Raw genomic sequence first — 22627 nt, 5'->3', positions numbered from 1 at the left:
AGGCCAGTAAGGCCCGCTGAAATCTCTAACCCTTCACCGGCGCTACCGCCAACTCCACCCGCTCGCTCTTCTTGATCACCGCATACACCACCGCCGTCAGCAGGCTGCCCGCCACGATCGCCAACAAGTACAGCAGCGCATGGTTGATCGCATTGGGGATCAGCAGCACGAACAGGCCGCCATGCGGCGCCATCAGCTTGCAGCCGAAGTACATCGACAAAGCCCCGGTCAATGCCCCGCCGGCCACGCTGGCCGGGATCACCCGCAGCGGGTCCTTGGCGGCAAACGGGATAGCCCCTTCGGAGATGAAGCACAGCCCCAGCGCCAGGGCAGCCTTGCCCGCTTCACGCTCGCTCTGGGCGAACTTGCGTCGGGCCAGGAAGCTGGCGATACCCAGGCCAATTGGTGGCACCATGCCGGCGGCCATGGTCGCCGCCATCGGCGCATAGCTCGACGAGGCCAGCAGCCCCACCGAGAAGGCATAGGCCGCCTTGTTGATCGGTCCGCCCAGGTCGACGCACATCATGCCACCCAGCAACAGGCCCAGCAGGATGGCATTGGTGGTACCCATGCTGTCGAGAAAATGCGTAAGCCCTTCCAGCATCGCCGCCACCGGCTGGCCGACCACGTAGATCATCACCAGGCCGGTGAACAGGCTGGCCAGCAGCGGAATGATCAGGATCGGCTTGAGTGCCTCCAGGCTGCTGGGCAGGCGTGCCCAGCGGGCAATGGCCTTGGCGCTATAGCCGGCGAGGAAGCCGGCGACGATACCACCGATGAAACCGGCACCCAGGGTGCTGGCCAGCAGGCCACCGATCATGCCGGGCGCCAGCCCCGGGCGGTCGGCAATGGACCAGGCGATATAGCCTGCCAGCAGCGGCACCATCAGCTTGAACGCAGCCTCACCGCCGATCTGCATCAACGCCGCCGGCAAGGTGCCCGGTTCTTTATAGGCCTCGATACCGAACACGAACGACAGGGCAATCAGCAGGCCGCCAGCCACCACCATCGGCAGCATGAACGACACGCCGGTGAGCAGGTGCTTGTATACCTCGGTCTTCTCGCCCTTCGCTGGCGTGCTCGCCGCTGCAGCATCGCTGCTGTTTTCCACCTTGGCTTCGGCCAAGGCCTTGTCCAAGGTGGCACGGGCCTGCTTTAGGGCGATACCGGTGCCACAACGGTAGATGCGCTTGCCGGCGAAACGCGCGGTGGGCACTTCGATGTCGGCGGCCAGCAGCACTACATCGGCTGCGGCGATGGCTTCGGCGGACAAGGGGTTGCGCGCACCGACCGAGCCCTGAGTCTCGACGGTGAGCTGGTAGCCGAGTTGCTGCGCGGCCTGCTGCAAGGCTTCCGCAGCCATGAATGTATGCGCAACGCCAGTTGGGCAGGCCGTGACGGCAACGATGCGTGCGCCAGCGCTGCCAGTTTCGGCCAGAAGGCCTGGCACCGTGGCCAGCAGACAGGCTTTGGAAGCTGCCTCATCGAGGAAGCCTTCGCGGTCGGCCAAAGCCTGGGACGGCGTGCTCTGGTACACACGCTTGCCGACGAAACGCTCAAGGTCCACCGGGCCTGTGCTGACTACCAGCACCCAGTCGGCCTCGGCGATCTGCGCGGCGCTCAGTTGCCGCTCGGGGTGGCCGGCATCCTGCACTTCGACGCTGGTGCTCCAGCCGCGCCGCTGTGCAGCGGCGGACAGCAAGCGCGCGCTCAGCAGGCTCGACACCTGGCCGTTCGGGCAGGCAGTGACAATGGCAATGTTCATCGGCAACCCTCTTGTTGTTCTGTCAGTTGCACGGCGGCTTCAAGACGCGCCAGTTGCTCGCGGTCACGGATACCGAAACCAACCTGGGTAACAGCCTGTGCAGCGATCGCGGTGGCGCGGGTCAAGGTCTTTGCCGGAGCTTCGCCCTGCAGCAAGCCGTGGACCATGCCTGCCACCAGCGAATCACCTGCGCCCACCGTGCTGGCAACCTGCACCTTGGGCGGGCAAGCATGTACGACATGGCGATTGGTAAACCAGCTGACGCCCTGCTCACCCGCCGACACCACCACGTGTTCGACGCCACTGGCCAGCAGGCGCTCGGCAGCAGCGCGCTGCTGCGCCGGGTCATCCACAGCCAGGCCAAGCACCTCGCCCAGCTCTTCGGTATTGGGCTTGACCAGCCAGGGCGAGCTCTGCAGGCCGGCACGCAGGGCTTCGCCGCTGCTGTCCAGGACCACCTTGAGGCCTTGCGCCTTGAGCTGTTCGAGCAACTGGCGGAACCACTCGGCACTGATCCCGCGCGGCAGGCTGCCAGCCACCACCACCGCGTCGTGGCCTGGGGCAATCTGCGTCAGGCGCCGCAGCAATGCACTACGTGCCGCTTCGTCGACTTCCGGGCCTTGGCCGTTGATGTCGGTGACACGGCCATCATCCTCGACCAGCTTGATGTTGCTGCGGGTTTCGCCCGGCACGCGGACAAAGCAGTCGACGAAGCCGCGCCAGTAGATCAGCGCCTCGAAGGGCTGCAGGTTGTCACGCCCGAGGAAGCCGCCAACGGTGACGCTGTGCCCCAGGTCGGCCAGTACCTGGGCAACGTTCAGCCCCTTGCCCGCGGCGTGGCTGTGCTGCTCATGGCTGCGGTTGACCTGCCCCGGGCGCAGGGTATCCAGGCCGATGGTGATATCCAGCGCCGGGTTCAGGGTGAGGGTGAGGATCTTGGCCATTCAGTAACGCTCCACCAGCGCGCGAACCGCTGCGGCGCTGTCCTGTTGCAGGGCCTCGCGCGCCAGGGCGCGGGCCGTCTGGTGATCGGCCTGGCGGACCAGGGCCTTGACTTCGGCAATGCTGCGCGCGGCGACGCTGAGTTCGTCCACGTCCAGGCCCAGCAGCACGGCCACTGCCTGCGGGTCGGCCGCCAGTTCGCCGCACACGCCCACCCACTTGCCATGGGCATGGGCGGCGCGCACGGTCATGTCGATCAGGCTGAGCACCGCCGGGTGCAGGCCGTCGGCCTGGGCCGAGAGGCTGGGGTGGCCACGGTCGATGGCCAGGGTGTACTGGGTCAGGTCGTTGGTGCCAATGCTGAAGAAGTCCACCTCGCGCGCCAGTTGGGGTGCCAGCAGCGCCGCCGAGGGCACTTCGACCATGATGCCCAGTTGCAGGTCGGCTACCGGGATCTCGGCACGCAGCCGCTCGACCATGGCGCGCGCCTCGCGCCATTCATGCACCTGCCCGACCATCGGGAACATGATGCGCAACGGGCGCTGGTCGGCCGCGCGCAACAAGGCGCGCAGCTGGTCCTCCATCACCTGCGGGCGCTGCAGGGTCAGGCGTACGCCGCGCACGCCGAGGAACGGGTTTTCCTCGGCGGCGATCGGCCAGTACGGCAGCGGCTTGTCCCCGCCAACATCAAGGGTGCGTACCACCAGCGGGCGCCCGTCGAGGCCATCGAGCACACGGCGATACTCGGCTTCCTGGGTCGCCACATCCGGGGCCTGGGTGTGAGCCATGAAAATCAGCTCGGTGCGCAGCAGGCCCACGCCTTCGGCGCCCTGCTCCACTACCTTGGCAATGCCGTTGCTCTCGCCAATGTTGGCAAACACCTCGACCGCGTGACCATCACGCGTGACCGCCGGCTCGAAGCGGTTGGCCCAGGCGGCCTGCAAGCGTTGCTCGCGCAGGTCTCGCTCGGCCAGGGCCCGTTGCAGTTCATCCGCTGGCGGCGCCACGCTGACCACGCCACGCTGGCCATCGAGCAGCAACGGCGTGCCACTGTCCAACAGCAGTATCGACGCCCCCGCGCCCACTACCGCCGGGATGCCCAGGGCACGGGCGACGATGGCGCTGTGGGCGGTGGCGCCACCCTGGGCGGTCACGATACCGGCTACGCGGCTCGGGTCCAGCCGGGCGACATCGGACGGGCCGACTTCGGTCATCACCAGCACGTAGGGTTGCTCGGGTTCAGCCTGGGCCTGCGCACCACACAACTGCGCCAGCACACGGCGGCCGATGTCACGCAGGTCAGCAGCACGTTCGGCGAGCAAGGCATCGTGCAGCGACTCCTGCTGGCGCGCCGCCGCCTCGATCACCGCCATCCAGGCGGCTGCGGCGCTCTCGCCCTGGCCCAGGCGCTGCTCGACATCATCGGTCAGAGCCGGGTCGGCGAGCATTTCCTGATGGGTGACGAAGATTTCGCCAATGGCCTTGTCGCTGCGCTGGACCAAGGCCTGCAGCTCGCCATTGACAGTCGCCACGGCTTCACGCAGCTTCTGCCGCTCCAGGACGCAGGACTCGCCGCGCAGGGGGTAGTCGAACTCACGCTCGACGCACACATGCGCCGGGCCACTGGCAATACCGGGCGCCGCACCCACGCCGTGGATGCGGCTACCGGCTGCGGGCGCTTGCAGCACTTCGGCGGCTGCGCCTGCTACGGTCGCCGCGCTCTGTGGCAGTGGCTCCACCTCTTCGCCCAGGCCTTGCTCGATGGCGGCCAGCAGCACCGGCAAGGCATCGGCGGCGATGCCTGGCTCAGCCACCAGTTCCAGCGCCTGGCCACGCCGGGCACCGAGACTGAGCAGCTTGCTCAGGCTCTTCACCGACACCGCTGGCTGCGCGCTGTCGACCAGGCGTACACGTATTTCCCCCTCGAAACCTTTGGCCAGCTGCGCCAATACCTTTGCCGGCCGGGCGTGCAAACCATGCGGGTTGGCCAGCACCACGCGCGCGCTGGGCCAGTCCACCGGTGCCTCACCGCCCAGCACCTCCAGCACCGCGCGGCTGCTGGTGGCCTGGTAGAGCATCTGCCCGCGGCCTTCGATGAGCACTTCGCACAGGCGTTCGAGCAAGGCCTGGTGGGCTGCACCGAGGCTGGCCAGGCAGAACAGGCCGTTGAGCGGTTGGTCGCGGTAACGCAGCGGCTGCTGCGGGGTGATGAAGGCCAGGCCCGGCTGGCGCACCTGGCGCTCGCTGTGCAGCCACCACAGGCCCTCGCCCAACGGCAGCGGCTCGGCCTGCTGCAGCACGGCGGCAAAACCGCTGTCGACGCAGTCGGCGCGCTGCAACAGGCGGGCGCCGCGCCAGGCCAGTTCATCGAAGTCTTCGGCCGGCAGGTTCAGGCCGACCAGTTGTGCATCCAGCGCCAGTTCCTGTGGCGCGCCCTGCAACAGTTTCAGCAACGCCTCGGCGGAGCCGGCGCGGCGCAATGCTTCGGCCAAATCGGTCTCGCCCAGCGCGCGGGTCAGCAGTTGCAGCAGGCGCAGGTGCTCGTCGGAACGGGCGGCGATGCCAATGGCAAGGTAGACCATCTGGCCATCGCCCCAGTCCACACCCTCGGGGAACTGCAACAGGCGCACGCCGGTGGCGTACACCAGGTCTCGGGTCTGCGGCGTGCCATGGGGGATGGCAATGCCCTGCCCAAGGAAGGTGGAGCCTTGTGTCTCTCGGGCCTGCAGCCCTTGCAGGTAACCCTCGGCGACCAGGCCGTCAGTGACCAGCCGGTCGGCCAGCAGGCGCAATGCCTCGGTCTTGTCGGCGGCCTTCTGGCCCATGGCTATCTGCTCCTTGGCGAGCTCGAGCATGACCTTCTCCTTTTGCAGTTCCCGGTCGGGTACTGGAGTATTGTTGTGAAATTCACATGAACGGCCAGTTCAACAGCCTTGCATGGATGGCAGCCGAGGCAGAAAATTCGGCAGCTGAAACGATTAATCTGACCAGGCGGCCACGTTACTCGATAATCTGCCGAGGAAAAAGCCCCATCCTGTCGGACAATTGCGACAATGGTCGTCTGCGCGTGGCGCCCTCGCCGGGTCAAAATACCCGGTCAGGGCTCACAGCCAGCCCCGGTAATAACAAGGAAAATTCGGTGAAACTCAGCGATATCGCCCGTCTGGCCGGTGTGTCCGTGACCACTGCCAGCTACGTCATCAATGGCAAGGCCGAACAGCAGCGCATCAGCAACAGCACTGTCGAGCGGGTACGCGCGGTGGTCGAGGCCCACGGCTTCACCCCCAACCCGCAGGCCGCTGGCCTGCGCAGCCGGCATACCCGCACCCTGGGCTTCATTCTCCCGGATCTGGAGAACCCCAGCTACGCCCGCATCGCCAAGCAACTCGAACAAGGTGCCCGCGCCCGCGGCTACCAGTTGCTGATCGCCAGCAGCGACGACCAGCCCGACAGCGAGCGCCAGTTGCAGCAGCTGTTCCGCGCCCGCCGTTGCGATGCACTGTTTGTCGCCAGCTGCCTGCCGCCAGAGGACGACAGCTACCGCGAACTGCAGGACAAAGGCCTGCCGGTGATCGCCATCGACCGCCGCCTGGACCCTGCGCACTTCTGCTCGGTGATCAGCGACGACCGCGATGCCAGCCGCCAGCTGGCCGCCAGCCTGCTCAACGCCGCCCCGCGCAGCATCGCACTGATCGGCGCACGCCCCGAGCTGTCGGTCAGCCAGGCACGTGCCGGCGGCTTCGACGAAGCACTGCAAGGCTATGCCGGCGAAGTTCGCCGCTATCAGGGCGAAGCGTTCAGCCGTGAGTGCGGCCAGCGCCTGATGCAGCAGTTGATCGACGACCTTGGCGGCCTGCCGGACGCCCTGGTGACTACCTCCTACGTGCTGTTGCAAGGGGTGTTCGACACCCTGCAAGCGCGCCCTGCCGACTCGCGCCAGCTGCAACTGGGTACCTTTGGCGACAACCAGCTGCTCGACTTCCTGCCGCTGCCAGTCAATGCCATGGCCCAGCAGCATGGCCTGATTGCCGCCACCGCCCTGGAACTGGCACTGGCCGCGATCGAGGACAAACGCTACGAACCTGGCGTGCATGCCGTCGGTCGAACGTTCAAGCAACGCATTACAGCGGCCTGAACATGCGCCTGATCGACACCCACACCCACCTGGACTTCCCCGATTTCGACGCCGACCGCCCGCGCTTGCTGGCCAACGCGATGTCGCGAGGGGTTGAGCGGATGGTGGTCCTGGGGGTGTACCAGGCGAATTTCCAGCGGGTGTGGGACCTGGCTTGTGCCGACCAGCACCTGTTCGCCGCGCTCGGTCTGCACCCCATCTACCTGGACCAGCATCGCCCGGAGCACCTGGTGCAGCTGCGCGAATGGCTGGAGCGCCTGCACGGCGACCCACGGCTATGTGCCGTAGGCGAGTTTGGCCTGGACTATTACCTCGAAGACCTGGACAAGGCCCGCCAGCAGGCGCTGTTCGAAGCGCAACTGCAGATGGCCTGCGACTTCGAACTGCCCGCCCTGCTCCACGTGCGCCGCAGCCATGCCCAGGTGATCGCCACGCTCAAGCGCTACAAGCCGGCGCGGGCGGGGGTGATACATGCGTTTGCCGGCAGTTACGAAGAGGCCCGCGAATACATCAAGCTGGGGTTCCGGCTTGGGCTTGGCGGTGCGGGTACCTGGCCGCAGGCCCTACGGCTGCGCAAGACCCTGGCGCGGTTGCCGCTGGACAGCGTGGTGCTGGAGACCGATGCGCCGGACATGGCGCCGGTCATGTACCCAGGGGTGAGGAACAGCCCGGAGCACCTGCCGGAAATTGCCGGGGCGCTGGCGCAGGTGATGGGTGTGGATGTCGCGGAGCTGGCTGAAGCCAGCACCCGCAATGCTTGCGAGTTGTTTGGCTGGTAACTGAAGTGCTGGCACCTGCGTGGGCCTCTTCGCGGGCTTGCCCGCTCCCACAGGGGCCGCGCAAATCGTAGGCCGGCGCAGTACCTGTGGGAGCGGGCAAGCCCGCGAAGAAGCCAGCGTGTCAGTTCAGACAAGCACCGTCCACAGCGCAAACCCGGCATACCAAAGCACCGCACAGCGCAGCAACAGCTCCCACAGGCTGTCCAGCCGCCCCAGCCCGCGCTGGCTGTCTTCTTCCTCGGGAATGTCATCGGCAATGCGCCCGACCCGGGCCACCAGGTGCGCTGCGCTGATGTGCCAGTTGAGCACCTCGTGCAGCATCACACGGGTAACCGCGAGGAAGTTGCCGACCAGGGCAAAGCTCAAGGCCAGCACCCGCACCGGCAACCAGTCCATGATATGCCTCAGCTGCTCGGCACGGGCCTTCAACGTCGGCTGCTTGCTGTGTTCGCCGCACAGCGCCAGCAGGCGATAGGCCAGGGCGGCCCCCGGACCCAGCACGAAGTACCAGAAGATCACCGCGAAAAAGCCCTGGTACACCTGCCACAGCAGGTTGCCCTGTACCCGCACCAACAGGCTGTGCGGTTCGTCGGCCGCCAGCCCAAGGTCGCGCTCGGCCACATGCAACGCGGCCTGGTCGTCACCGCGCCGCCAGGCATCGCGGAACGGCCCCAACGATGCCTTGGCATCGCCGCGGCCCAAGCTGTAGATCAGCACCAGCAGGTGCACCGGCAATGCCAGCAAGCCGTACGCCACCGGGTCCAGTACATGCAGCAGCAACACCAGCAGCGCTACCGGTGCCAGTACCAGGATGGCCAGCGTCCACCACGGGTGCACCTTGCCGCTGCGCTCCAGGCGTACCAGTTCGCCAAGGAAGAACCCATCGCGCTGCACCTGATGGCGCAGGGCCGAGAATTTCTCGACCCACAGCGCCAGCAACAACACCAGAAAACTCATGCCTTGTCCTCTTTTTGCTGCAGCGCCTGTCGGTAGCGCGGCCAGTCGAAAGCCGGGCCGGGGTCGGTCTTGCGCTGCGGGGCAATGTCGCTGTGACCCTGGATGCGGCCCAGGTCGATGGCCGGCCAGGCACCGCGGATGTGCCGGGTAAGTTGCTCCAGCACCGCGTACTGCGCATCGGTATAAGGCAGGTCGTCGGTGCCTTCCAGTTCGATGCCGATGGAGAAATCGTTACAGCCTTCACGCCCGTCGAAGCACGACACACCGGCATGCCAGGCGCGGTCGAGCAACGACACGAACTGGGTCACCGTACCGTCACGCTCGACGAACAGGTGCGCCGAGACGGTCAGGTGGCTGATGCTGGCGAAGTAAGGGTGTTCGTCGGGGTCCAGGCGGTTCTGGAAGAATTGCTGGACCTTGCCGGTACCGAAACAGGCAGGCGGCAGGCTGATGTTGTGGATCACCAGCAGGGAAATCGATTCGCCTTCGGGGCGGGGATTGAAGTTCGGCGAGGGGCAGTGGGTGATTCCGATTCCGTGGAACCAGCCAGTGGCACGGTCCAATTGCATGGGGCAGATCCTGAAAACGCCGTGAACAGGTCAACAGTATGCCCTGTGGCCAACGGCGTTTGCATGTGAATCATTGTAATGCTGAGGGAGCGGGCATGCTTGCAGCCCTAGCGCAGGGCCGTTGCTCCTAACGGCGCAAGCTGTCGAGCACCGCTTCCAGCGCCCGCTCGAACAGCAGCCCGTCATCCAGCACTCGCACGTCGCCTCGGTGCAGTGCCTGGGCCAGGCTGGCTCCGTTCCATTCACGCACTTTCATGCCGGTGCGGTTGGCGAACACCAGCCGGTCGCTGCTGTCGATGCGAGCCACCAGCTTGCAGCGCAACGGTTCGTCCTCGTCCCGCACCTCGACCCAGGTACCGATACGCAGGCGCTGCACCTGGCGCAGCGCCACAGCCTGCCCGTCGGCAAACTGCAACGGAGCACAAGCGGGTTCTTCGGCAATCGCCAGGACGATGTCCTCGTCCACCAGCACCTCGTTCAACGGCTGGACCTCTCCACCGGGCTGCATCGCGGTACCCGCGCAGGCTCGCAGGTGCAACTGCTCCAGTTGCAGGAAGAACTCGCGGGTCTTTGCCGAGTCCAGGGCCACGCTGGCCAGGCCATCGCGCAGTGCCTTGAGCAGGTCCGGCACCTGCTGCAGCAAGGCATGCGGTTCATGCGGCGGGGTGATGCTGACCAGCAGCGTGTCCATCGTCTGCAAGGCGTCTCGCCAGGCCTGGGATGCCTCACCCTGCTTTAGCCAGGCCAGCAGCAGTACCTGGCTCCAGGCTTGCACCAGCATCTGTACCACCACCTGCGGTAATAACCGGCCGCGCAGCCGCTGATTGAGTGCATGCTGCACCTGCTGCCTGGCCTGCAGCGCACGGGCACGCCCTTCTTCGGCGTCGCGGGTACGCTGTTCAAGCAGCTCGTTGCGCCGCCGCTCGTCCTGGTTGAAAGCGAGGAAGTCTTCGAGCAGTTCGGCGAACAGGCTGGCATCCTCGGCAAAATCATTGAGCAGGCGCTGGACGATACGCTCCACCCGCAGGTGCAGGCTGTCGCGCATGCCGTCGCTGCCGCATTCCCAACCGATTGCCGCGCCAGCGATCTCGTTGAGCAGGCGGCGGGCCGGGTGGCTGGCCCGACTGAACAGCCCCTTGTCCAGCAGGGCCACTTTCAAAAGCGGAATATGCAAGCGCCCGATCAGCGCACGCAGGCTGGCCGGCAGGTTGTCGTCGCTCTGGATGAAGGCGAACAGCAGGCCAACCAGGTTGATCATGTCCTCGTCGGCCACGTCGATGCGCCGCCGTGTGCCACTGCGCACGCTCACCCGCAGCAGCAATTGTTCAAGCTGTTGGCCAAGCTCGAAATCATCGTCCTCGTGGGTAGCGGGCACATAGTGCTGCAAATGCGAAAGCAGCCGCAGCAGGTCGGCGGTGCTGATTGGCTGGGCGGCGGCCACCGCCTGCAAACGAGGCGCGAACTGCCCACGCGCCGGGGCCAGCAGAGTTTGCAACGAGGCAAAGAACGCCTGCCCTGCCGCGTCCGCACCCACCTCGCTCCCCAGGTTCGCCGGCCCGCGCCGTGCGTTCATGCGCCGGTCTTCGGCGCGCCGGCGCGGTGCCGGTGGCAACTCGGGCAGCACACCGGCGGCGGCCAGCAATTGGTTGGCTTCGCCATAGATCACATCGGCATCGCGCAGCACATAGCGCTCGAACAGTTTGAGCAGGACCAGCTTGACCCGCAGGCCAACCCCCAGGTTACGGCCTGCGTCCAGGAAGTAGCCGCACAGCGCCGCGGGCCCCAGCGGGTTGTGCTGCTCGTGCAGGGGGCGGTCGAGCAGTAGCTGCAAGCGCAGGCCCAGTTGCTGCAAGGCAATGCCGTCACGTGACAGCACCCGCGCGACCATGCCTTCGATCGCGGCGGCCCTCTCCACCTGGGCCTTGCTGCGCAGGTTGCCCGGCTCGACCAGGCGCGCCAGCAGGTCGACCTGGCCGATACGGGCAAAGGCATCATAGAAGGTGTCGAGAAAACCGCGCTCGATGCTCTTGCGCTTCAGGCGCAGGTCACGCATGGCCTCGAAGTACAGGTTCTGGTCACTGCGGTCGAAGGCCTTGTCGGCCATCTCGAAGAGGGTGTCGTCGGCGTTGTCGAACAAGTCCTGCAGGCCCTGACGCAACTGCAAGGCGGCCTTGTCCCGCACTTGCAGGAGCAACACCGGAAGGCAAGGGAGAGGCGCACGCCCGCCTCGATCGATGGCTGCCGCCAAGGGCACCACCTTGCCTTCTTTTTGCATCCTGTACTCCTTGCAGGGTGTCTCGCCCAAAGGGGCTGAAGATCGTCAAAGTCATGACGCCAAATACTGGTCACCATTATCGGTAAAAACCCGCACAGCTGCCAGCGCCGTTTCACTGGCTGGCTAATGACCCTGATTTACCCCGCTTGCTCACACCGGCCGACCAAAGGTCATCGCCGAGGCGACTGTACACACCGGCCCCCTGCCCTATAATCGCCGGCATCTAGCTTGTGGAGCCGACCATGCCGAACCTACGCCTTGCCGACCTGACCGCTGAAATCGAAGCCAACGTGCGCCGCGCGCTGTTGGAGGACATCGGCAGTGGCGATATCACAGCACAGCTGATCCCGGCGGAGCGCCTGGCCAAGGCGACCATCATCACCCGCGAAGACTGCGTGATCGCAGGCACCGCCTGGGTCGACGCCGTGTTCCGCCAACTCGACCCACGCGTGGCGGTGCACTGGCAGGTGGCCGATGGCGAGCGCGCCACGGCCAACCAGCCGCTGTTCCATCTGGAAGGGCCCGCGCGTTCGCTGCTCAGTGGAGAGCGCAGTGCACTGAACTTCCTCCAGATGCTGTCGGGTGTCGCCACCCGTGCGCGCTTCCTGGCAGACTTGGTGGAAGGCACCCAGGTGCGCTTGCTGGACACACGCAAGACCCTGCCGGGCCTGCGCCTGGCGCAAAAGTATGCCGTGACTTGCGGCGGTTGCGACAACCACCGCATCGGCCTGTACGACGCCTTCCTCATCAAGGAAAACCACATCGCCGCCAGTGGCGGAGTGGCCGCGGCCGTGGCTGCGGCGCACCGCATTGCGCCGGGCAAGCCGGTGGAAATCGAAGTGGAAAGCCTCGATGAACTGCGCCAGGCACTGGCCGCAGGTGCCGACATCATCATGCTCGACGAACTGAACCTGGAGGAGATGCGCGAAGCAGTGCGCATTACCGCGGGCAAGGCCAAACTGGAAGCCAGTGGCGGGATCAACGAGACGACCTTGCGGGTGATTGCCGAGACTGGGGTGGATTACATCTCGATTGGCGCCATGACCAAGGATGTGAAGGCGGTGGACCTGTCGATGCGGTTGAGCCTGTGAGCTGATTGCAGGCATGAAAAAACCGGCCATTGAGCCGGTTTTTTTGGGGGGCGCTCTCGGATCAGAACGAAGCGTTGGCCAGCCCATCCAGGTAACGCTCGACATCCAGCGCCGCCATGCAGCCGGCACCGGCCGAGGTAATGGCCTGGCGGTAAACGTGGTCAGCCACGTCACCGGCGGCGAACACGCCCTCGACGTTGGTGGCGGTGGCATTGCCTTCACGGCCGCCGTTGACCACCAGGTAGCCGTCCTTCAGGGTCAGCTGGCCTTCGAACAGCGAGGTGTTCGGGGTATGGCCAATGGCAATGAACACGCCGTCGACCTTGATTTCGTCGCTGCTGCCGTCGTTGTTCTTCAAACGCGCACCGGTCACGCCCATGTTGTCACCCAGCACTTCGTCCAGGGTGGCGTTGAGTTTGAGCTCGATCTTGCCTTCGGCCACACGGGCGTGCAGCTTGTCGACCAGGATCTTCTCGGCGCGGAAGGTGTCGCGACGGTGTACCAGGGTCACTTTGCTGGCGATGTTGGCCAGGTACAACGCCTCTTCCACGGCAGTGTTGCCGCCACCAACCACGGCAACCGGCTTGTTGCGGTAGAAGAAGCCGTCGCAGGTGGCGCAGGCCGACACACCCTTGCCCATGAAGGTTTCTTCCGACGGCAGGCCCAGGTAACGAGCGCTGGCGCCAGTGGCGATGATCAGCGCGTCGCAGGTGTACTTGCCGCTGTCACCCTGCAGGGTGAAGGGCTTGTTGGCCAGGTCGACGGCGTTGATGTGGTCGAAGACGATTTCGGTTTCGAAACGCTCGGCGTGCTCCTGCATGCGCTGCATCAGAGCAGGACCGGTCAGGCCGTGGGGGTCGCCCGGCCAGTTGTCGACTTCGGTGGTGGTGGTCAGCTGGCCGCCGGCCTGCATGCCGGTGATCAGCAGCGGCTTGAGGTTGGCACGGGCGGCATACACCGCGGCGCTGTAACCGGCAGGGCCGGAACCGAGAATGATGACGCGCGAATGACGTACTTCAGACATGTCGAACTCCTGTCGAGCGGGCCGCTGGGCCGGCATCGGTGTGCCGGCTGCGCCAGCAGGAAAATTAAAAAGGACCCACGCAGCACTTGGGGAAGGCTACAACGCGCAGGCCCAGAAAGCGGAAAGTTGAGCGCACTGTAGCGAGGTCGCAAAGATTAAGGAAATATCCTTCGACAATCCACCTCATAGGCATCGTCTATTCAGCGATTTCATCGATAGCCAAGCCCTGCCGCTTTTGTTACAGCCGGTTTCCCGCCCGCTGCTCGCCTTCCGTCGGCGCGGCAAACTCGGTAAGGTCAGCGCGTTTTCCTTCTCTGCGGAGTATCTCGATGCAAGCCCCTGTCCTCTCTGGCCCCCAGTACCTGCGCGAAGGCCTGAAACTGGTGCTGAGCCCCAACCTGCGGTTGTTCGTGCTGCTGCCACTGGCCGTCAACCTGCTGCTGTTCGGCGGCCTGATCTACTTCGCCGGCCACCAGTTCAGCCTGTGGGTGGACGCCCTGATGCCGAGCTTGCCAAGCTGGCTGAGCTTTCTTACCTACATCCTCTGGCCGCTGTTCGTCGCCCTGGTGGTGTTGATGGTGTTCTTCACCTTCACCCTGGTGGCCAACATCATTGCCGCCCCTTTCAATGGCTTTCTGGCGGAAAAGGTCGAGGTGGTGGTGCGTGGCCAGGACAACTTCCCGGCGTTCAGCTGGGGCGAACTGGTGACCATGGTGCCACGTACCTTTGGCCGTGAAATGCGCAAGCTGGGCTACTTCCTGCCGCGGGCCATCGGCCTGTTCATCCTGTCGCTGATCCCGGTGGTCAACGTGGTGGCAGCGCCGCTTTGGCTGATCTTCGGGGTGTGGATGATGGCTATCCAGTACATCGACTACCCGGCGGACAACAACAAGATGAGCTGGCAGGACATGCTGGCCTGGCTGCGCAGCAAGCGCTGGCAGTCGCTGGGCTTTGGCGGAATAACCTACCTGGCGCTGATGATTCCGCTGGTCAACGTGCTGATGATGCCGGCGGCGGTGGCCGGGGCCACGTTGTTCTGGGTGCGGGAGCGCAACTGATCCCTCTCGGACCTTGCGCGGCCTCCTGTGGGAGGGCCCTTTCGCGACACAAGGCCGCTCCCACAAGAAGCAGACCGCGTCTGATCCTGCTCCTACTGCCCCAACCGGCTGGAAAACTGCCCGACCACATCCACCACCCGCTTCGCCCCGTCCTGGATCTCGACAATCACGCTCCCTGTCTCGTCCGCCAGCGCCAGCCCCTGCTCGGCCTGGCGCTTGCTGGTGTCGATGATCGCCACTGCCGCCTGGGCCAGTTGCTCGTTCTGCTGCACCACCCGGGCGATTTCCTCGGTGGCGGTACTGGTGCGCGAGGCCAGCTGGCGCACTTCATCTGCAACCACGGCAAACCCGCGCCCCTGCTCGCCGGCGCGGGCCGCTTCGATGGCTGCATTCAGCGCCAGCAGGTTGGTCTGCCCGGCAATGTCGCTGATGGTCTTGATGATCGAACCGATCACCCGCGACTGGGTATCCAGCGCCTGGATGCCCTCTGCCGCCTCTTGCATCGAAGCTTCCAGCCCGCGCATCACGCTGACGCTCTGGGTGACCACATCGGTGGCCTTGCGGGCGCTGGCATCGGTGCCCAGCGAGGTGTTGTAGGCGACATCCGCCGCATCGGCCACCGCCTGCTCCTGGTTGACCTGCTCGGTGATGACGGTGGCGAACTTGACCACCTTGTACAGCACGTCATGGGCATCGAAGATGGGGTTGTATGAAGCCTCCAGCCAGACCACCCGGCCATGGGCATCGATACGCTTGAAGCGGTCGGCAACATATTCGCCACGGCGCAGCTTGTCCCAGAACGCCTGGTAGCCGGCCGAGTTGGCCTCCTCCGGCTCGCAGAACATGCGGTGATGCTTGCCACGGATCTGCTCCAGGCGGTAACCGACGGTGGCCAGGAAGCGTTCGTTGGCGGTGAGCACGGTGCCATCGAGGGCGAATTCGATCACGGCGGTGGAGCGCATCAGGGCCTTGATCAGGCTTTCGTGCTCGCGGGAGGTTTCGATGGTGCGGGTAAGGTCGCTGGAGTGCAGCGTGAAATACTTGATGCGCCCCTCGCTGTTCTTTACCGGCTGCAGGATCGACCGCAACCAGGCCTCCTGGCCATTGCCGCGCAGCAGGCGGAATGCACCGTTCAGGTGTTCACCGCGGCTGATCGCACCTTTCATGCGCTGGTAGAAATCCAGCGACTTCACATGGGCGGGGACGATGTCCTCGATGTTGCGCCCAAGCAATTGTTCGGCACGGTAGAGCATCTCGCTCTCGAAGTTGCCGTTGACCATCTCGATCCGCCCCTGGGGGTCGAGTTGCAGTACCAGCATCTCGCTGTCGAGGCTACTCTTGACCTGTTCGATGGACATCAGGTCTTCGCGCAACTGCCGGATTTCTTGCTTGAGCTTGTTGTTGAACATCACCGCTCTCCTGGAGCGCATCGTCGAATGCATCTTCATCGGCTGCCGTTGCTCCCTCTTGAGCACCCTTGCAAGGAAAATTCACAAGGCGAAAAGCGTCGGCGATCAGGCGTCACCTGTACGTCACACGACAGTCACATTGGCGCAATCCAGCAGGCGGACACTTTTTGTCATGAATACACCCGCCCTACGCATTACCTTGGTCAGCGAAACCTTCCCACCCGAAATCAACGGCGTGGCCAATACCCTTGGCCGCCTGAGCGAAGGGTTGCGCCAACGCGGCCATGAAATCGAAGTGGTGCGCCCGCGCCAGGCCGGTGAAGCACCGCTGCACAACGACCCGAACCTGATGCTGTGCCGTGGCTGGCCACTGCCTGGCTACCCGGGCTTGCAGTGGGGCGAGGTGTCGATGCACAAGCTGATGCGCCGCTGGCGTCGGCAGCGGCCGGATGTGCTGTACATCGCCACCGAGGGGCCACTTGGGCTCAGCGCACTGCGCGCGGCCCGGCGCCTGGGAGTAGCGGTGGTCAGCGGCTTCCACACCAATTTCCCGCAGTATTCCGGCCAGTACGGGTTGGGCCTGCTGACGCGCCTGCTCACCAACTACCTGCGCTGGTTCCATCGGCGCACGACGACCACCCTGGTACCCAGCCTCAGCCAGCGCCTGGAGCTTGAACGCCGCGGTTTCGAACGCCTGGAGCTACTGGCCCGAGGGGTCGATGCCTGCCTGTTCAACCCGGCCCGGCGCAGCCCGGCATTACGGGAAAGCTGGGGGCTCGGCCCGGATGACATCGCCGTACTGCATGTCGGGCGGCTGGCGGCAGAAAAGAACCTGGGTTTGTTGCGCCCATGCCTGGAGGCCCTGAAGAAAACGTATCCACACAAGCGCCTGCGCCTGATCATGGTGGGTGACGGCCCTCAGCGTGCCGCCCTGGAACAGCAGGTACCGGATGCCGTGTTCTGCGGTGCCCAGCGCGGCGAGGTGCTGGCCGAACACTATGCCAGCGGTGACCTGTTCCTGTTTCCGAGCCTGACCGAAACCTTTGGCAATGTAGTGCTCGAAGCCATGGCCTCGGGGTTGGCGGTGGTCGCGTATGACGAAGCGGCCGCTGCGCAGCATATTCGCCATGGCCACAGCGGTGCACTGGCCATGCCGGGGGATCAGGCAGCGTTTATCGACTCTGCCTGCTGGCTGCTGGAAGAAGAGGAGACGTTGCGCCGGGTGCGCCTGAATGCGCGGCGGCATGCCAGCCGCCAGGGCTGGCCAGGGATTGTCGAGCAGTTCGAGGGGTATCTGCATGCAGCCCGGAACCAGGCTGCGACTTCACCAACTTCGAGGCTGGGTGCTACGCGATCTGTGTAGGAGCGGCCTTGTGTCGCGATCGGGCTGCAGAGCAGCCCCTCGATAGTTGCGACAATGCTGATATCCGGGGGCCGCTATGCGGCCCGATCGCGACACAAGACCGCTCCTACAGAGGGACCGCGTCAGGCGCTTCAGGCCAAGGCTTTCTCGATAGCCTGTACCACAGTCGGATCATCCGGCGCCGTGCGCGGCGAAAAACGCGCCAGCACCCGCCCGTCCTTGCCCACCAGAAACTTCTCGAAGTTCCAGGTAATGTCCCCCGGGAACTCTGCCCCCTCACCCGCCAGCAGGCGGTACAGAGAGTGGCGTTGCGGCCCGTTGACCTCCAGCTTGGCGCCCAGCGGGAAGCTCACCCCGTAGTTGAGGCTGCAGAACTCCTGGATTTCCTTTTCACTGCCTGGCTCCTGGCCGGCAAACTGGTTGCATGGCAGGCCAAGCACGTTGAAGCCCCGTTCCTTGAAAATCTGGTAGAGGTTCTCCAGGGCCTTGTATTGCGGCGTGAGACCACACTTGGAGGCAACGTTGACCACCAGCACCACTTGGCCCTTGAACGGTGCGAGGGGCAGCTCCCCGCCGTTCAACGCGTCCAGTTTCAGGTCGTGAAATGCACTCATGATGAATCCCCTCTCAGGTTCCCGGTTGCCGCGCAGACGAATTCCGCCCACTAAAAAGGCGCTCGTCCAAGCCGTCCACCTCCCGTAGGAAGGCAAATCGGCTTGCCCGAGCGCCTGGCGACTATCTGAGCTTAGCGCAGAAAATCAGTGGTGATGGCCACCTTCACCGTGGATGTGGCGGTGAGCGATTTCTTCGTCGCTGGCATCACGCACGTTGACTACCTTGACCTGGAAGGTCAGGCGCTGGCCGGCCAGCGGGTGGTTGCCGTCGACGGTCACGTCGTCGCCGTCGATGTCGCGGATGGTGACGATCTGCATCTGGCCATCCGGTGCCGAAGCATGGAACTGCATGCCCACTTCCAGCTCGTCGACGCCTTCGAACAGGCTGCGGTTCAGTGTGCTGACCAGCTCGGCCAGGTATTCGCCGTAAGCATCTTCCGGCTCGATGGAAACGTTCAGCTCGTCACCGGCCTGCTTGCCTTCCAGGGCTTTTTCCAGGCCCGGGATGATGTTGCCGGCACCGTGCAGGTAAACCAGCGGTGCACCGCCAGCGGAGCTGTCGATGGTCTCCCCGGCGTCGTTGGTCAGGGTATAGTCGATGGAGACAGCCTTGTTGGCGGCGATCAGCATGGGGCAAGACCTTTTGCAAAAGTATGTAGAGCGAACAAGTGTAACCAAGCCATCGCCCGATTGCGAACGCACTGCGGACGAGCAACGGCCCATCAGTCGGATCACCGGCTTCCACCAGGACGAAGAGGGCCACTGGGTGGCCGAACTGTCCTGCGGCCACACCCAGCACCTGCGCCACCAGCCGCCGTGGCAGGCGCGCCCGTGGGTGCTCGATCCGGCCCAGCGCGCACAGAGCATCGGCCAGCCTTTCGCTTGCGGCTGGTGCGCACAAGGGGCCGATAGCGCTACCCTTGGCCGTTAATTTCTTGCACCGCTTATTTCGAGAAGCACGCATGCAGACATTTTTCATTGCGCCGACCGATTTCGGTGTCGGCCTGACCTCTATCAGTCTGGGCCTGGTGCGCACCCTGGAGCGTGCCGGCCTGAAGGTCGGCTTCTTCAAGCCGATCGCCCAGCCCCACCCGGGTGATACCGGCCCCGAGCGCTCCACCGAGCTGGTCGCCCGCACCCACGGCATCAAGCCCCCCGTGCCGCTGAGCCTGGCCCACGTCGAGCGCATGCTCGGCGATGGCCAGCTGGACGAGTTGCTCGAAGAAATCATCCGCCTCTACCAGCAAGCCTGCATCGGCAACGACGTGGTGGTGGTCGAGGGCATGGTGCCCACGCGCCACGCCAGCTATGCGGCGCGGGTCAACCTGCACCTGGCCAAGAGCCTGGATGCCGAGGTGATACTGGTATCTGCACCGGAAAACGAAGTGCTCAGCGAGTTGTCCGGCCGGGTCGAACTGCAGGCACAGTTGTTCGGCGGCCCGCGCGACCCGAAAGTGCTCGGCGTAATCCTCAACAAGGTGCGCACCGACGAAAGCATGGCGGACTTTTCCACCCGCCTGCGCGAACACTCGCCGCTACTGCGCGGCAACGACTTCCGCCTGCTCGGCTGCATCCCCTACCAGCCCGAACTGAACGCACCGCGCACCCGAGACGTGGCCGACCTGCTCGGTGCCCAGGTGCTCAATGCCGGCGACTATGAACAGCGGCGCATGAGCAAGATCATCATCTGCGCGCGCACCGTGGCCAACACGGTGCCGCTGCTTACCTCGGGTACCCTGGTGGTGACGCCGGGCGACCGCGACGACATCATCCTCGCCGTCAGCCTGGCAGCGATCAACGGCGTACCACTGGCCGGCCTGCTGCTGACCAGTGACGGCAAGCCAGACCCACGCATCCTGGGCTTGTGCCGTGGCGCCCTGCAGGCTGGCCTGCCGATCCTGTCGGTCAGTACCGGCTCGTACGACACCGCCAACCAGCTCAACTCGCTGAACCGAGAAATCCCGGTGGACGACCGCGAGCGCGCCGAATTCATCACCGACTTCGTCGCCAGCCACCTCGACGCCGCCTGGCTGCACCAGCGTTGCGGCACCCCGCGCGAACTGCGCCTGTCGCCGGCAGTGTTCCGCTATCAGCTGATCCAGCGAGCGCAGCAGGCCAACAAGCGCATCGTCCTGCCGGAAGGCGCCGAGCCGCTGCTGGTGCAGGCTGCAGCTATCTGCCAGGCCCGCGGGATTGCCCGCTGCGTGCTTCTGGCCAAGCCCGAGGATGTCGATGCCGTGGCCCGCGCCCAGGGCATCACCTTGCCTCCGGGCCTGGAAATCCTCGACCCCGAGGTGATTCGCCGGCGCTACGTGGAGCCGATGGTCGAACTGCGCAAGAGCAAGAACCTCAATGCACCAATGGCCGAGCAGCAACTGGAAGACCCGGTGGTGATCGGTACCATGATGCTGGCGCTGGACGAAGTGGATGGCCTTGTCTCGGGCCTGGTGCATTCTACCGCCAACACCATCCGCCCGGCCCTGCAGTTGATCAAGACCGCACCGGGCTCGAGCCTGGTGTCGTCGGTTTTCTTCATGCTGTTCCCCGAGCAGGTGCTGGTGTACGGCGACTGCGTGATGAACCCACACCCAAGTGCTGTCGAACTGGCCGAGATCGCCCGGCAGAGTGCCGAATCGGCGCAGGCCTTCGGCATCGCGCCACGGGTGGCGATGATCAGTTACTCAAGCGATTCGGCCAGCGACGAGGAAGTCGAGAAAGTGCTCGAAGCGACTCGCCTGGCACAGGACGCGGCGCAAGACCTGCTGATCGACGGGCCGTTGCAGTATGACGCGGCGGCCAACCCGGCGATCGCACGGGACCTGGCACCGGGCAGCCCGGTAGCCGGGCGGGCGACGGTGTTCGTGTTCCCTGACCTGAACACCGGCAACACGACCCACAAGGCGGTGCAACGCAGCACCGACGGGGTCAGCCTGGGACCGATGCTGCAAGGGTTGCGCAAGCCGGTGAACGACCTGCCGCGCGGGGCTCAGGTTGACGATATCGTGCATACCATTGCCCTGACGGCGATTCAGGCCAGCGTGGCGGGCTAAAAGCTGGGGCTGCTTTGCAGCCCCTGTAGGAGCGGGTTCACCCGCGAAGAATGCGGCGCGGTGTTCGCGGGTGAACCCGCTCCCACAGGGTCACTCTGATCGATCAGGGATACTGCTGAACCTGACCTTGTTGGTCATACTGCTGACCCGGAATCGGCTTCAGGTTCACTTCCACCCGGCGGTTCTGCGCGCGGCCATTGGCGTCGGCGTTGCTGGCGATCGGCTGGTCCGGGCCCATGCCACGTACGGAGATACGCGAGGCATCCACACCCTGCGAGGTCAGATAGGTGCTGACCGCCTGCGCACGGCGCTGGGACAGGTCCATGTTGTGCTGGCGGCTGCCAGTGCTGTCGGTGAAGCCGACCACTTCGATGGTGTTCTGGTTGAACTGCTTGAACGAACCGGCCAGGTTGTTCAGCGGCGAGTAGAAGCTTGGCGCGATGTTGGCCGAGTCGGTGGCGAAAGTGATGTTGCCCGGCATGATCAGCTTGATCTGGTCACCCTGGCGCTGCACTTCAACGCCGGTATTGGCCATCTGCGCGCGCAGCTCGGCTTCCTGCTTGTCAGCGTAGTAGCCATAACCGGCTGCGGCGGCACCCACGGCAGCAGCACCGATCAGTGCACCCTTGCCACGGTTGTTGTGGTCGATGGCGGCACCGGCGATAGCACCGGCCAGCGCGCCCAGGCCGCCGTACTTGGCGGTCTTGCTCATCCCTGTGGAGCCCTGCGCCTGCCCCTGGCTGTCATAAGGGTTCTGGCCGGCACAGCCGGTCATCAAGGCAGCGGCGGTTGCGACGATAATCAGACGACGCATGGTGAACATGGACAAGCTCCTACTGAATTCATGAATGCGGCAGATCATAAACGGATCTATGCCAGCCTTGGATTGCATCGGCAACGAAAAATTCCATGAAAGTGCTTTCATGTGCCATCAGGCACGCACGAAGGGGTTTTCACGCATTTCGTCACCCAGGCGGGTATCCGGCCCGTGGCCGGTCACCACGATTGCCTCCTCGTCCAGCCGGTACAGGCGCTCCTTGATCGAACGGACGATGGCCCGCTGATCGCCACCCCACAAATCGGTACGGCCAATGCCACGGCGGAACAGAGTATCGCCGGCAATCAGCAGCTTGGCATCGGCAAACCAGAAGCTCATCGAGCCCGGCGTGTGGCCTGGCGTATGCAAGGCCACGCCACAACCGCAAGCCAGCTCCTCGTCATCCCCCAGCCAGCGGTCGGGTGCAGGCACCGGGGTGTAGGGCACGCCGAACATCTGGCACTGCATTTCCAGGTTGTCCCACAGCGCCTGGTCATCCTTGTGCAGGTGCAGCGTCGCGCCGGTCAGTTCCTTGAGCTTGCCCGAGGCAAGGAAGTGATCGAAGTGCGCGTGGGTGTGAATGATGCTCACCAGCGTCAGGCCGTGGGCCTGCAGGCGAGCCAGGATCTTGTCCGGGTCACCGCCCGGGTCGACGACGATGGCCTTTTTGGTAAGCGGGTCGCCGATCAGGGTGCAATTGCATTGCAGGGGGCCTACGGGGAAGGTTTCGCGGATGAGCGCAGGCGGGGCTTGGGTCATGGTGTTCTCGATGGCAAAGC

General features: G+C 64.8%; 18 protein-coding genes and 2 pseudogenes. 7 read left to right on the top strand and 13 right to left on the bottom strand.

The genetic code is table 11. The features are described 5' to 3' along the window. Nucleotides 1-25: 25 nt before the first annotated feature. From IRZ77_RS17615 to ptsP, 3 genes are read right to left on the bottom strand one after another with little or no spacing between them, the layout of a single operon-like run. On the bottom strand, nucleotides 26-1765 hold the full coding sequence (locus tag IRZ77_RS17615; protein WP_196174009.1) for a PTS fructose-like transporter subunit IIB: 1740 nt from the start codon (nucleotides 1763-1765) through the stop codon (nucleotides 26-28). After that, nucleotides 1762-2709, bottom strand: coding sequence for a 1-phosphofructokinase (pfkB, locus tag IRZ77_RS17610; protein WP_196174007.1), 948 nt, complete (start codon nucleotides 2707-2709; stop codon nucleotides 1762-1764). Before pfkB ends, IRZ77_RS17615 begins: the two co-directional genes overlap by 4 nt. Continuing rightward, entirely contained in the window at nucleotides 2710-5562 is a 2853-nt protein-coding gene (gene ptsP, locus IRZ77_RS17605) for a phosphoenolpyruvate--protein phosphotransferase (protein ID WP_196174005.1), read from the bottom strand. It abuts the gene before it with no gap. Nucleotides 5563-5846: 284 nt separating this feature from the next. Here ptsP and cra point away from each other — a divergent pair, with 284 nt between their 5' ends. Then, entirely contained in the window at nucleotides 5847-6842 is a 996-nt protein-coding gene (cra, locus tag IRZ77_RS17600) for a catabolite repressor/activator (RefSeq protein WP_046616053.1), read from the top strand. A gap of 2 nt (nucleotides 6843-6844) precedes the next feature. Continuing rightward, nucleotides 6845-7621, top strand: a complete 777-nt coding sequence (locus tag IRZ77_RS17595) for a TatD family hydrolase (protein WP_153670674.1) — start codon at nucleotides 6845-6847, stop codon at nucleotides 7619-7621. 126 nt (nucleotides 7622-7747) lie between these two features. On the opposite strand, the gene ampE is transcribed toward IRZ77_RS17595, so the two are convergent. The 3 genes from ampE to IRZ77_RS17580 all read right to left on the bottom strand — a co-directional run bounded on the left by ampE (nucleotide 7748) and on the right by IRZ77_RS17580 (nucleotide 11422). Next, complete coding sequence (ampE, locus tag IRZ77_RS17590; protein ID WP_025337724.1) at nucleotides 7748-8578, bottom strand: regulatory signaling modulator protein AmpE; 831 nt, start codon at nucleotides 8576-8578, stop codon at nucleotides 7748-7750. Next, nucleotides 8575-9147, bottom strand: a complete 573-nt coding sequence (gene ampD / locus IRZ77_RS17585; RefSeq protein ID WP_046616051.1) for a 1,6-anhydro-N-acetylmuramyl-L-alanine amidase AmpD — start codon at nucleotides 9145-9147, stop codon at nucleotides 8575-8577. Before ampD ends, ampE begins: the two co-directional genes overlap by 4 nt. A gap of 127 nt (nucleotides 9148-9274) precedes the next feature. Next, nucleotides 9275-11422 (bottom strand): DUF1631 domain-containing protein, encoded by a 2148-nt coding sequence (locus tag IRZ77_RS17580; protein ID WP_153670673.1) that lies wholly within the window; start codon nucleotides 11420-11422, stop codon nucleotides 9275-9277. Nucleotides 11423-11664: 242 nt separating this feature from the next. Here IRZ77_RS17580 and nadC point away from each other — a divergent pair, with 242 nt between their 5' ends. After that, complete coding sequence (nadC, locus tag IRZ77_RS17575) at nucleotides 11665-12513, top strand: carboxylating nicotinate-nucleotide diphosphorylase (protein WP_196174003.1); 849 nt, start codon at nucleotides 11665-11667, stop codon at nucleotides 12511-12513. Nucleotides 12514-12574: 61 nt separating this feature from the next. Here the strand turns inward: nadC and trxB are convergent, their stop codons facing one another. Continuing rightward, on the bottom strand, nucleotides 12575-13537 hold the full coding sequence (gene trxB, locus IRZ77_RS17570; RefSeq protein WP_025337720.1) for a thioredoxin-disulfide reductase: 963 nt from the start codon (nucleotides 13535-13537) through the stop codon (nucleotides 12575-12577). Nucleotides 13538-13866: 329 nt separating this feature from the next. On the opposite strand from trxB, the gene cysZ reads away from it, so the two are divergent. Next, a complete protein-coding gene (gene cysZ / locus IRZ77_RS17565) occupies nucleotides 13867-14595 on the top strand; it encodes a sulfate transporter CysZ (RefSeq protein ID WP_196174001.1) in 729 nt (242 codons plus the stop codon). Nucleotides 14596-14687: 92 nt separating this feature from the next. Here the strand turns inward: cysZ and IRZ77_RS27320 are convergent. Continuing rightward, nucleotides 14688-15047: pseudogene (locus IRZ77_RS27320) on the bottom strand (methyl-accepting chemotaxis protein); the annotation flags it as partial. A 228-nt stretch (nucleotides 15048-15275) separates the two neighbouring features. Further along, nucleotides 15276-15875, bottom strand: a pseudogene (locus tag IRZ77_RS27315) (PAS domain-containing protein); the annotation flags it as partial. 301 nt (nucleotides 15876-16176) lie between these two features. On the opposite strand from IRZ77_RS27315, the gene IRZ77_RS17555 reads away from it, so the two are divergent. Then, a complete protein-coding gene (locus tag IRZ77_RS17555; protein WP_085600725.1) occupies nucleotides 16177-17367 on the top strand; it encodes a glycosyltransferase family 4 protein in 1191 nt (396 codons plus the stop codon). A gap of 131 nt (nucleotides 17368-17498) precedes the next feature. Here IRZ77_RS17555 and IRZ77_RS17550 read toward each other — a convergent pair whose 3' ends face one another. Further along, on the bottom strand, nucleotides 17499-17981 hold the full coding sequence (locus IRZ77_RS17550; RefSeq protein WP_085600727.1) for a glutathione peroxidase: 483 nt from the start codon (nucleotides 17979-17981) through the stop codon (nucleotides 17499-17501). Between the two features lie 144 nt (nucleotides 17982-18125). Beyond that, complete coding sequence (locus IRZ77_RS17545) at nucleotides 18126-18611, bottom strand: FKBP-type peptidyl-prolyl cis-trans isomerase (protein WP_003259610.1); 486 nt, start codon at nucleotides 18609-18611, stop codon at nucleotides 18126-18128. On the opposite strand from IRZ77_RS17545, the gene IRZ77_RS17540 reads away from it, so the two are divergent. Together IRZ77_RS17540 and pta are read left to right on the top strand one after the other, a co-directional pair. Next, complete coding sequence (locus tag IRZ77_RS17540; RefSeq protein ID WP_108480137.1) at nucleotides 18610-18912, top strand: DUF3565 domain-containing protein; 303 nt, start codon at nucleotides 18610-18612, stop codon at nucleotides 18910-18912. The two genes, IRZ77_RS17545 and IRZ77_RS17540, sit on opposite strands and share 2 nt — an antisense overlap. Before the next feature lie 31 nt (nucleotides 18913-18943). Further along, entirely contained in the window at nucleotides 18944-21031 is a 2088-nt protein-coding gene (gene pta, locus IRZ77_RS17535) for a phosphate acetyltransferase (protein ID WP_046616043.1), read from the top strand. A 103-nt stretch (nucleotides 21032-21134) separates the two neighbouring features. On the opposite strand, the gene IRZ77_RS17530 is transcribed toward pta, so the two are convergent. Then, nucleotides 21135-21854: an OmpA family protein gene (locus IRZ77_RS17530; protein WP_087503383.1), complete on the bottom strand. Its 720-nt coding sequence runs from the start codon at nucleotides 21852-21854 to the stop codon at nucleotides 21135-21137. A 108-nt stretch (nucleotides 21855-21962) separates the two neighbouring features. After that, the gene (locus tag IRZ77_RS17525) at nucleotides 21963-22607 is read right to left on the bottom strand and encodes an MBL fold metallo-hydrolase (protein WP_046616041.1); all 645 of its coding nucleotides are present in this window, start codon (nucleotides 22605-22607) and stop codon (nucleotides 21963-21965) included. Between the last annotated feature and the right edge of the window lie 20 nt (nucleotides 22608-22627).

This window comes from Pseudomonas pudica, from assembly GCF_015680405.1.
Classification (GTDB): Bacteria; Pseudomonadota; Gammaproteobacteria; order Pseudomonadales; family Pseudomonadaceae; genus Aquipseudomonas; species Aquipseudomonas pudica.
This window is presented reverse-complemented; position numbering and strand designations above follow the sequence as displayed.

Bases quoted from the DNA above. Each gene is read 5' to 3' on its own strand.
- nadC (WP_196174003.1), top strand. From the start codon at position 11,665: ATGCCGAACCTACGCCTTGCCGACCTGACCGCTGAAATCGAAGCCAAC.
- ampE (WP_025337724.1), bottom strand. From the start codon at position 8,578: ATGAGTTTTCTGGTGTTGTTGCTGGCGCTGTGGGTCGAGAAATTCTCG.
- trxB (WP_025337720.1), bottom strand. From the start codon at position 13,537: ATGTCTGAAGTACGTCATTCGCGCGTCATCATTCTCGGTTCCGGCCCT.
- pfkB (WP_196174007.1), bottom strand. From the start codon at position 2,709: ATGGCCAAGATCCTCACCCTCACCCTGAACCCGGCGCTGGATATCACC.
- IRZ77_RS17580 (WP_153670673.1), bottom strand. From the start codon at position 11,422: ATGCAAAAAGAAGGCAAGGTGGTGCCCTTGGCGGCAGCCATCGATCGA.
- IRZ77_RS17540 (WP_108480137.1), top strand. From the start codon at position 18,610: ATGGGGCAAGACCTTTTGCAAAAGTATGTAGAGCGAACAAGTGTAACC.
- ampD (WP_046616051.1), bottom strand. From the start codon at position 9,147: ATGCAATTGGACCGTGCCACTGGCTGGTTCCACGGAATCGGAATCACC.
- IRZ77_RS17555 (WP_085600725.1), top strand. From the start codon at position 16,177: ATGAATACACCCGCCCTACGCATTACCTTGGTCAGCGAAACCTTCCCA.
- pta (WP_046616043.1), top strand. From the start codon at position 18,944: ATGCAGACATTTTTCATTGCGCCGACCGATTTCGGTGTCGGCCTGACC.
- IRZ77_RS17525 (WP_046616041.1), bottom strand. From the start codon at position 22,607: ATGACCCAAGCCCCGCCTGCGCTCATCCGCGAAACCTTCCCCGTAGGC.
- IRZ77_RS17595 (WP_153670674.1), top strand. From the start codon at position 6,845: ATGCGCCTGATCGACACCCACACCCACCTGGACTTCCCCGATTTCGAC.
- ptsP (WP_196174005.1), bottom strand. From the start codon at position 5,562: ATGCTCGAGCTCGCCAAGGAGCAGATAGCCATGGGCCAGAAGGCCGCC.
- IRZ77_RS17615 (WP_196174009.1), bottom strand. From the start codon at position 1,765: ATGAACATTGCCATTGTCACTGCCTGCCCGAACGGCCAGGTGTCGAGC.
- IRZ77_RS17550 (WP_085600727.1), bottom strand. From the start codon at position 17,981: ATGAGTGCATTTCACGACCTGAAACTGGACGCGTTGAACGGCGGGGAG.
- cysZ (WP_196174001.1), top strand. From the start codon at position 13,867: ATGCAAGCCCCTGTCCTCTCTGGCCCCCAGTACCTGCGCGAAGGCCTG.
- IRZ77_RS17545 (WP_003259610.1), bottom strand. From the start codon at position 18,611: ATGCTGATCGCCGCCAACAAGGCTGTCTCCATCGACTATACCCTGACC.
- IRZ77_RS17530 (WP_087503383.1), bottom strand. From the start codon at position 21,854: ATGTTCACCATGCGTCGTCTGATTATCGTCGCAACCGCCGCTGCCTTG.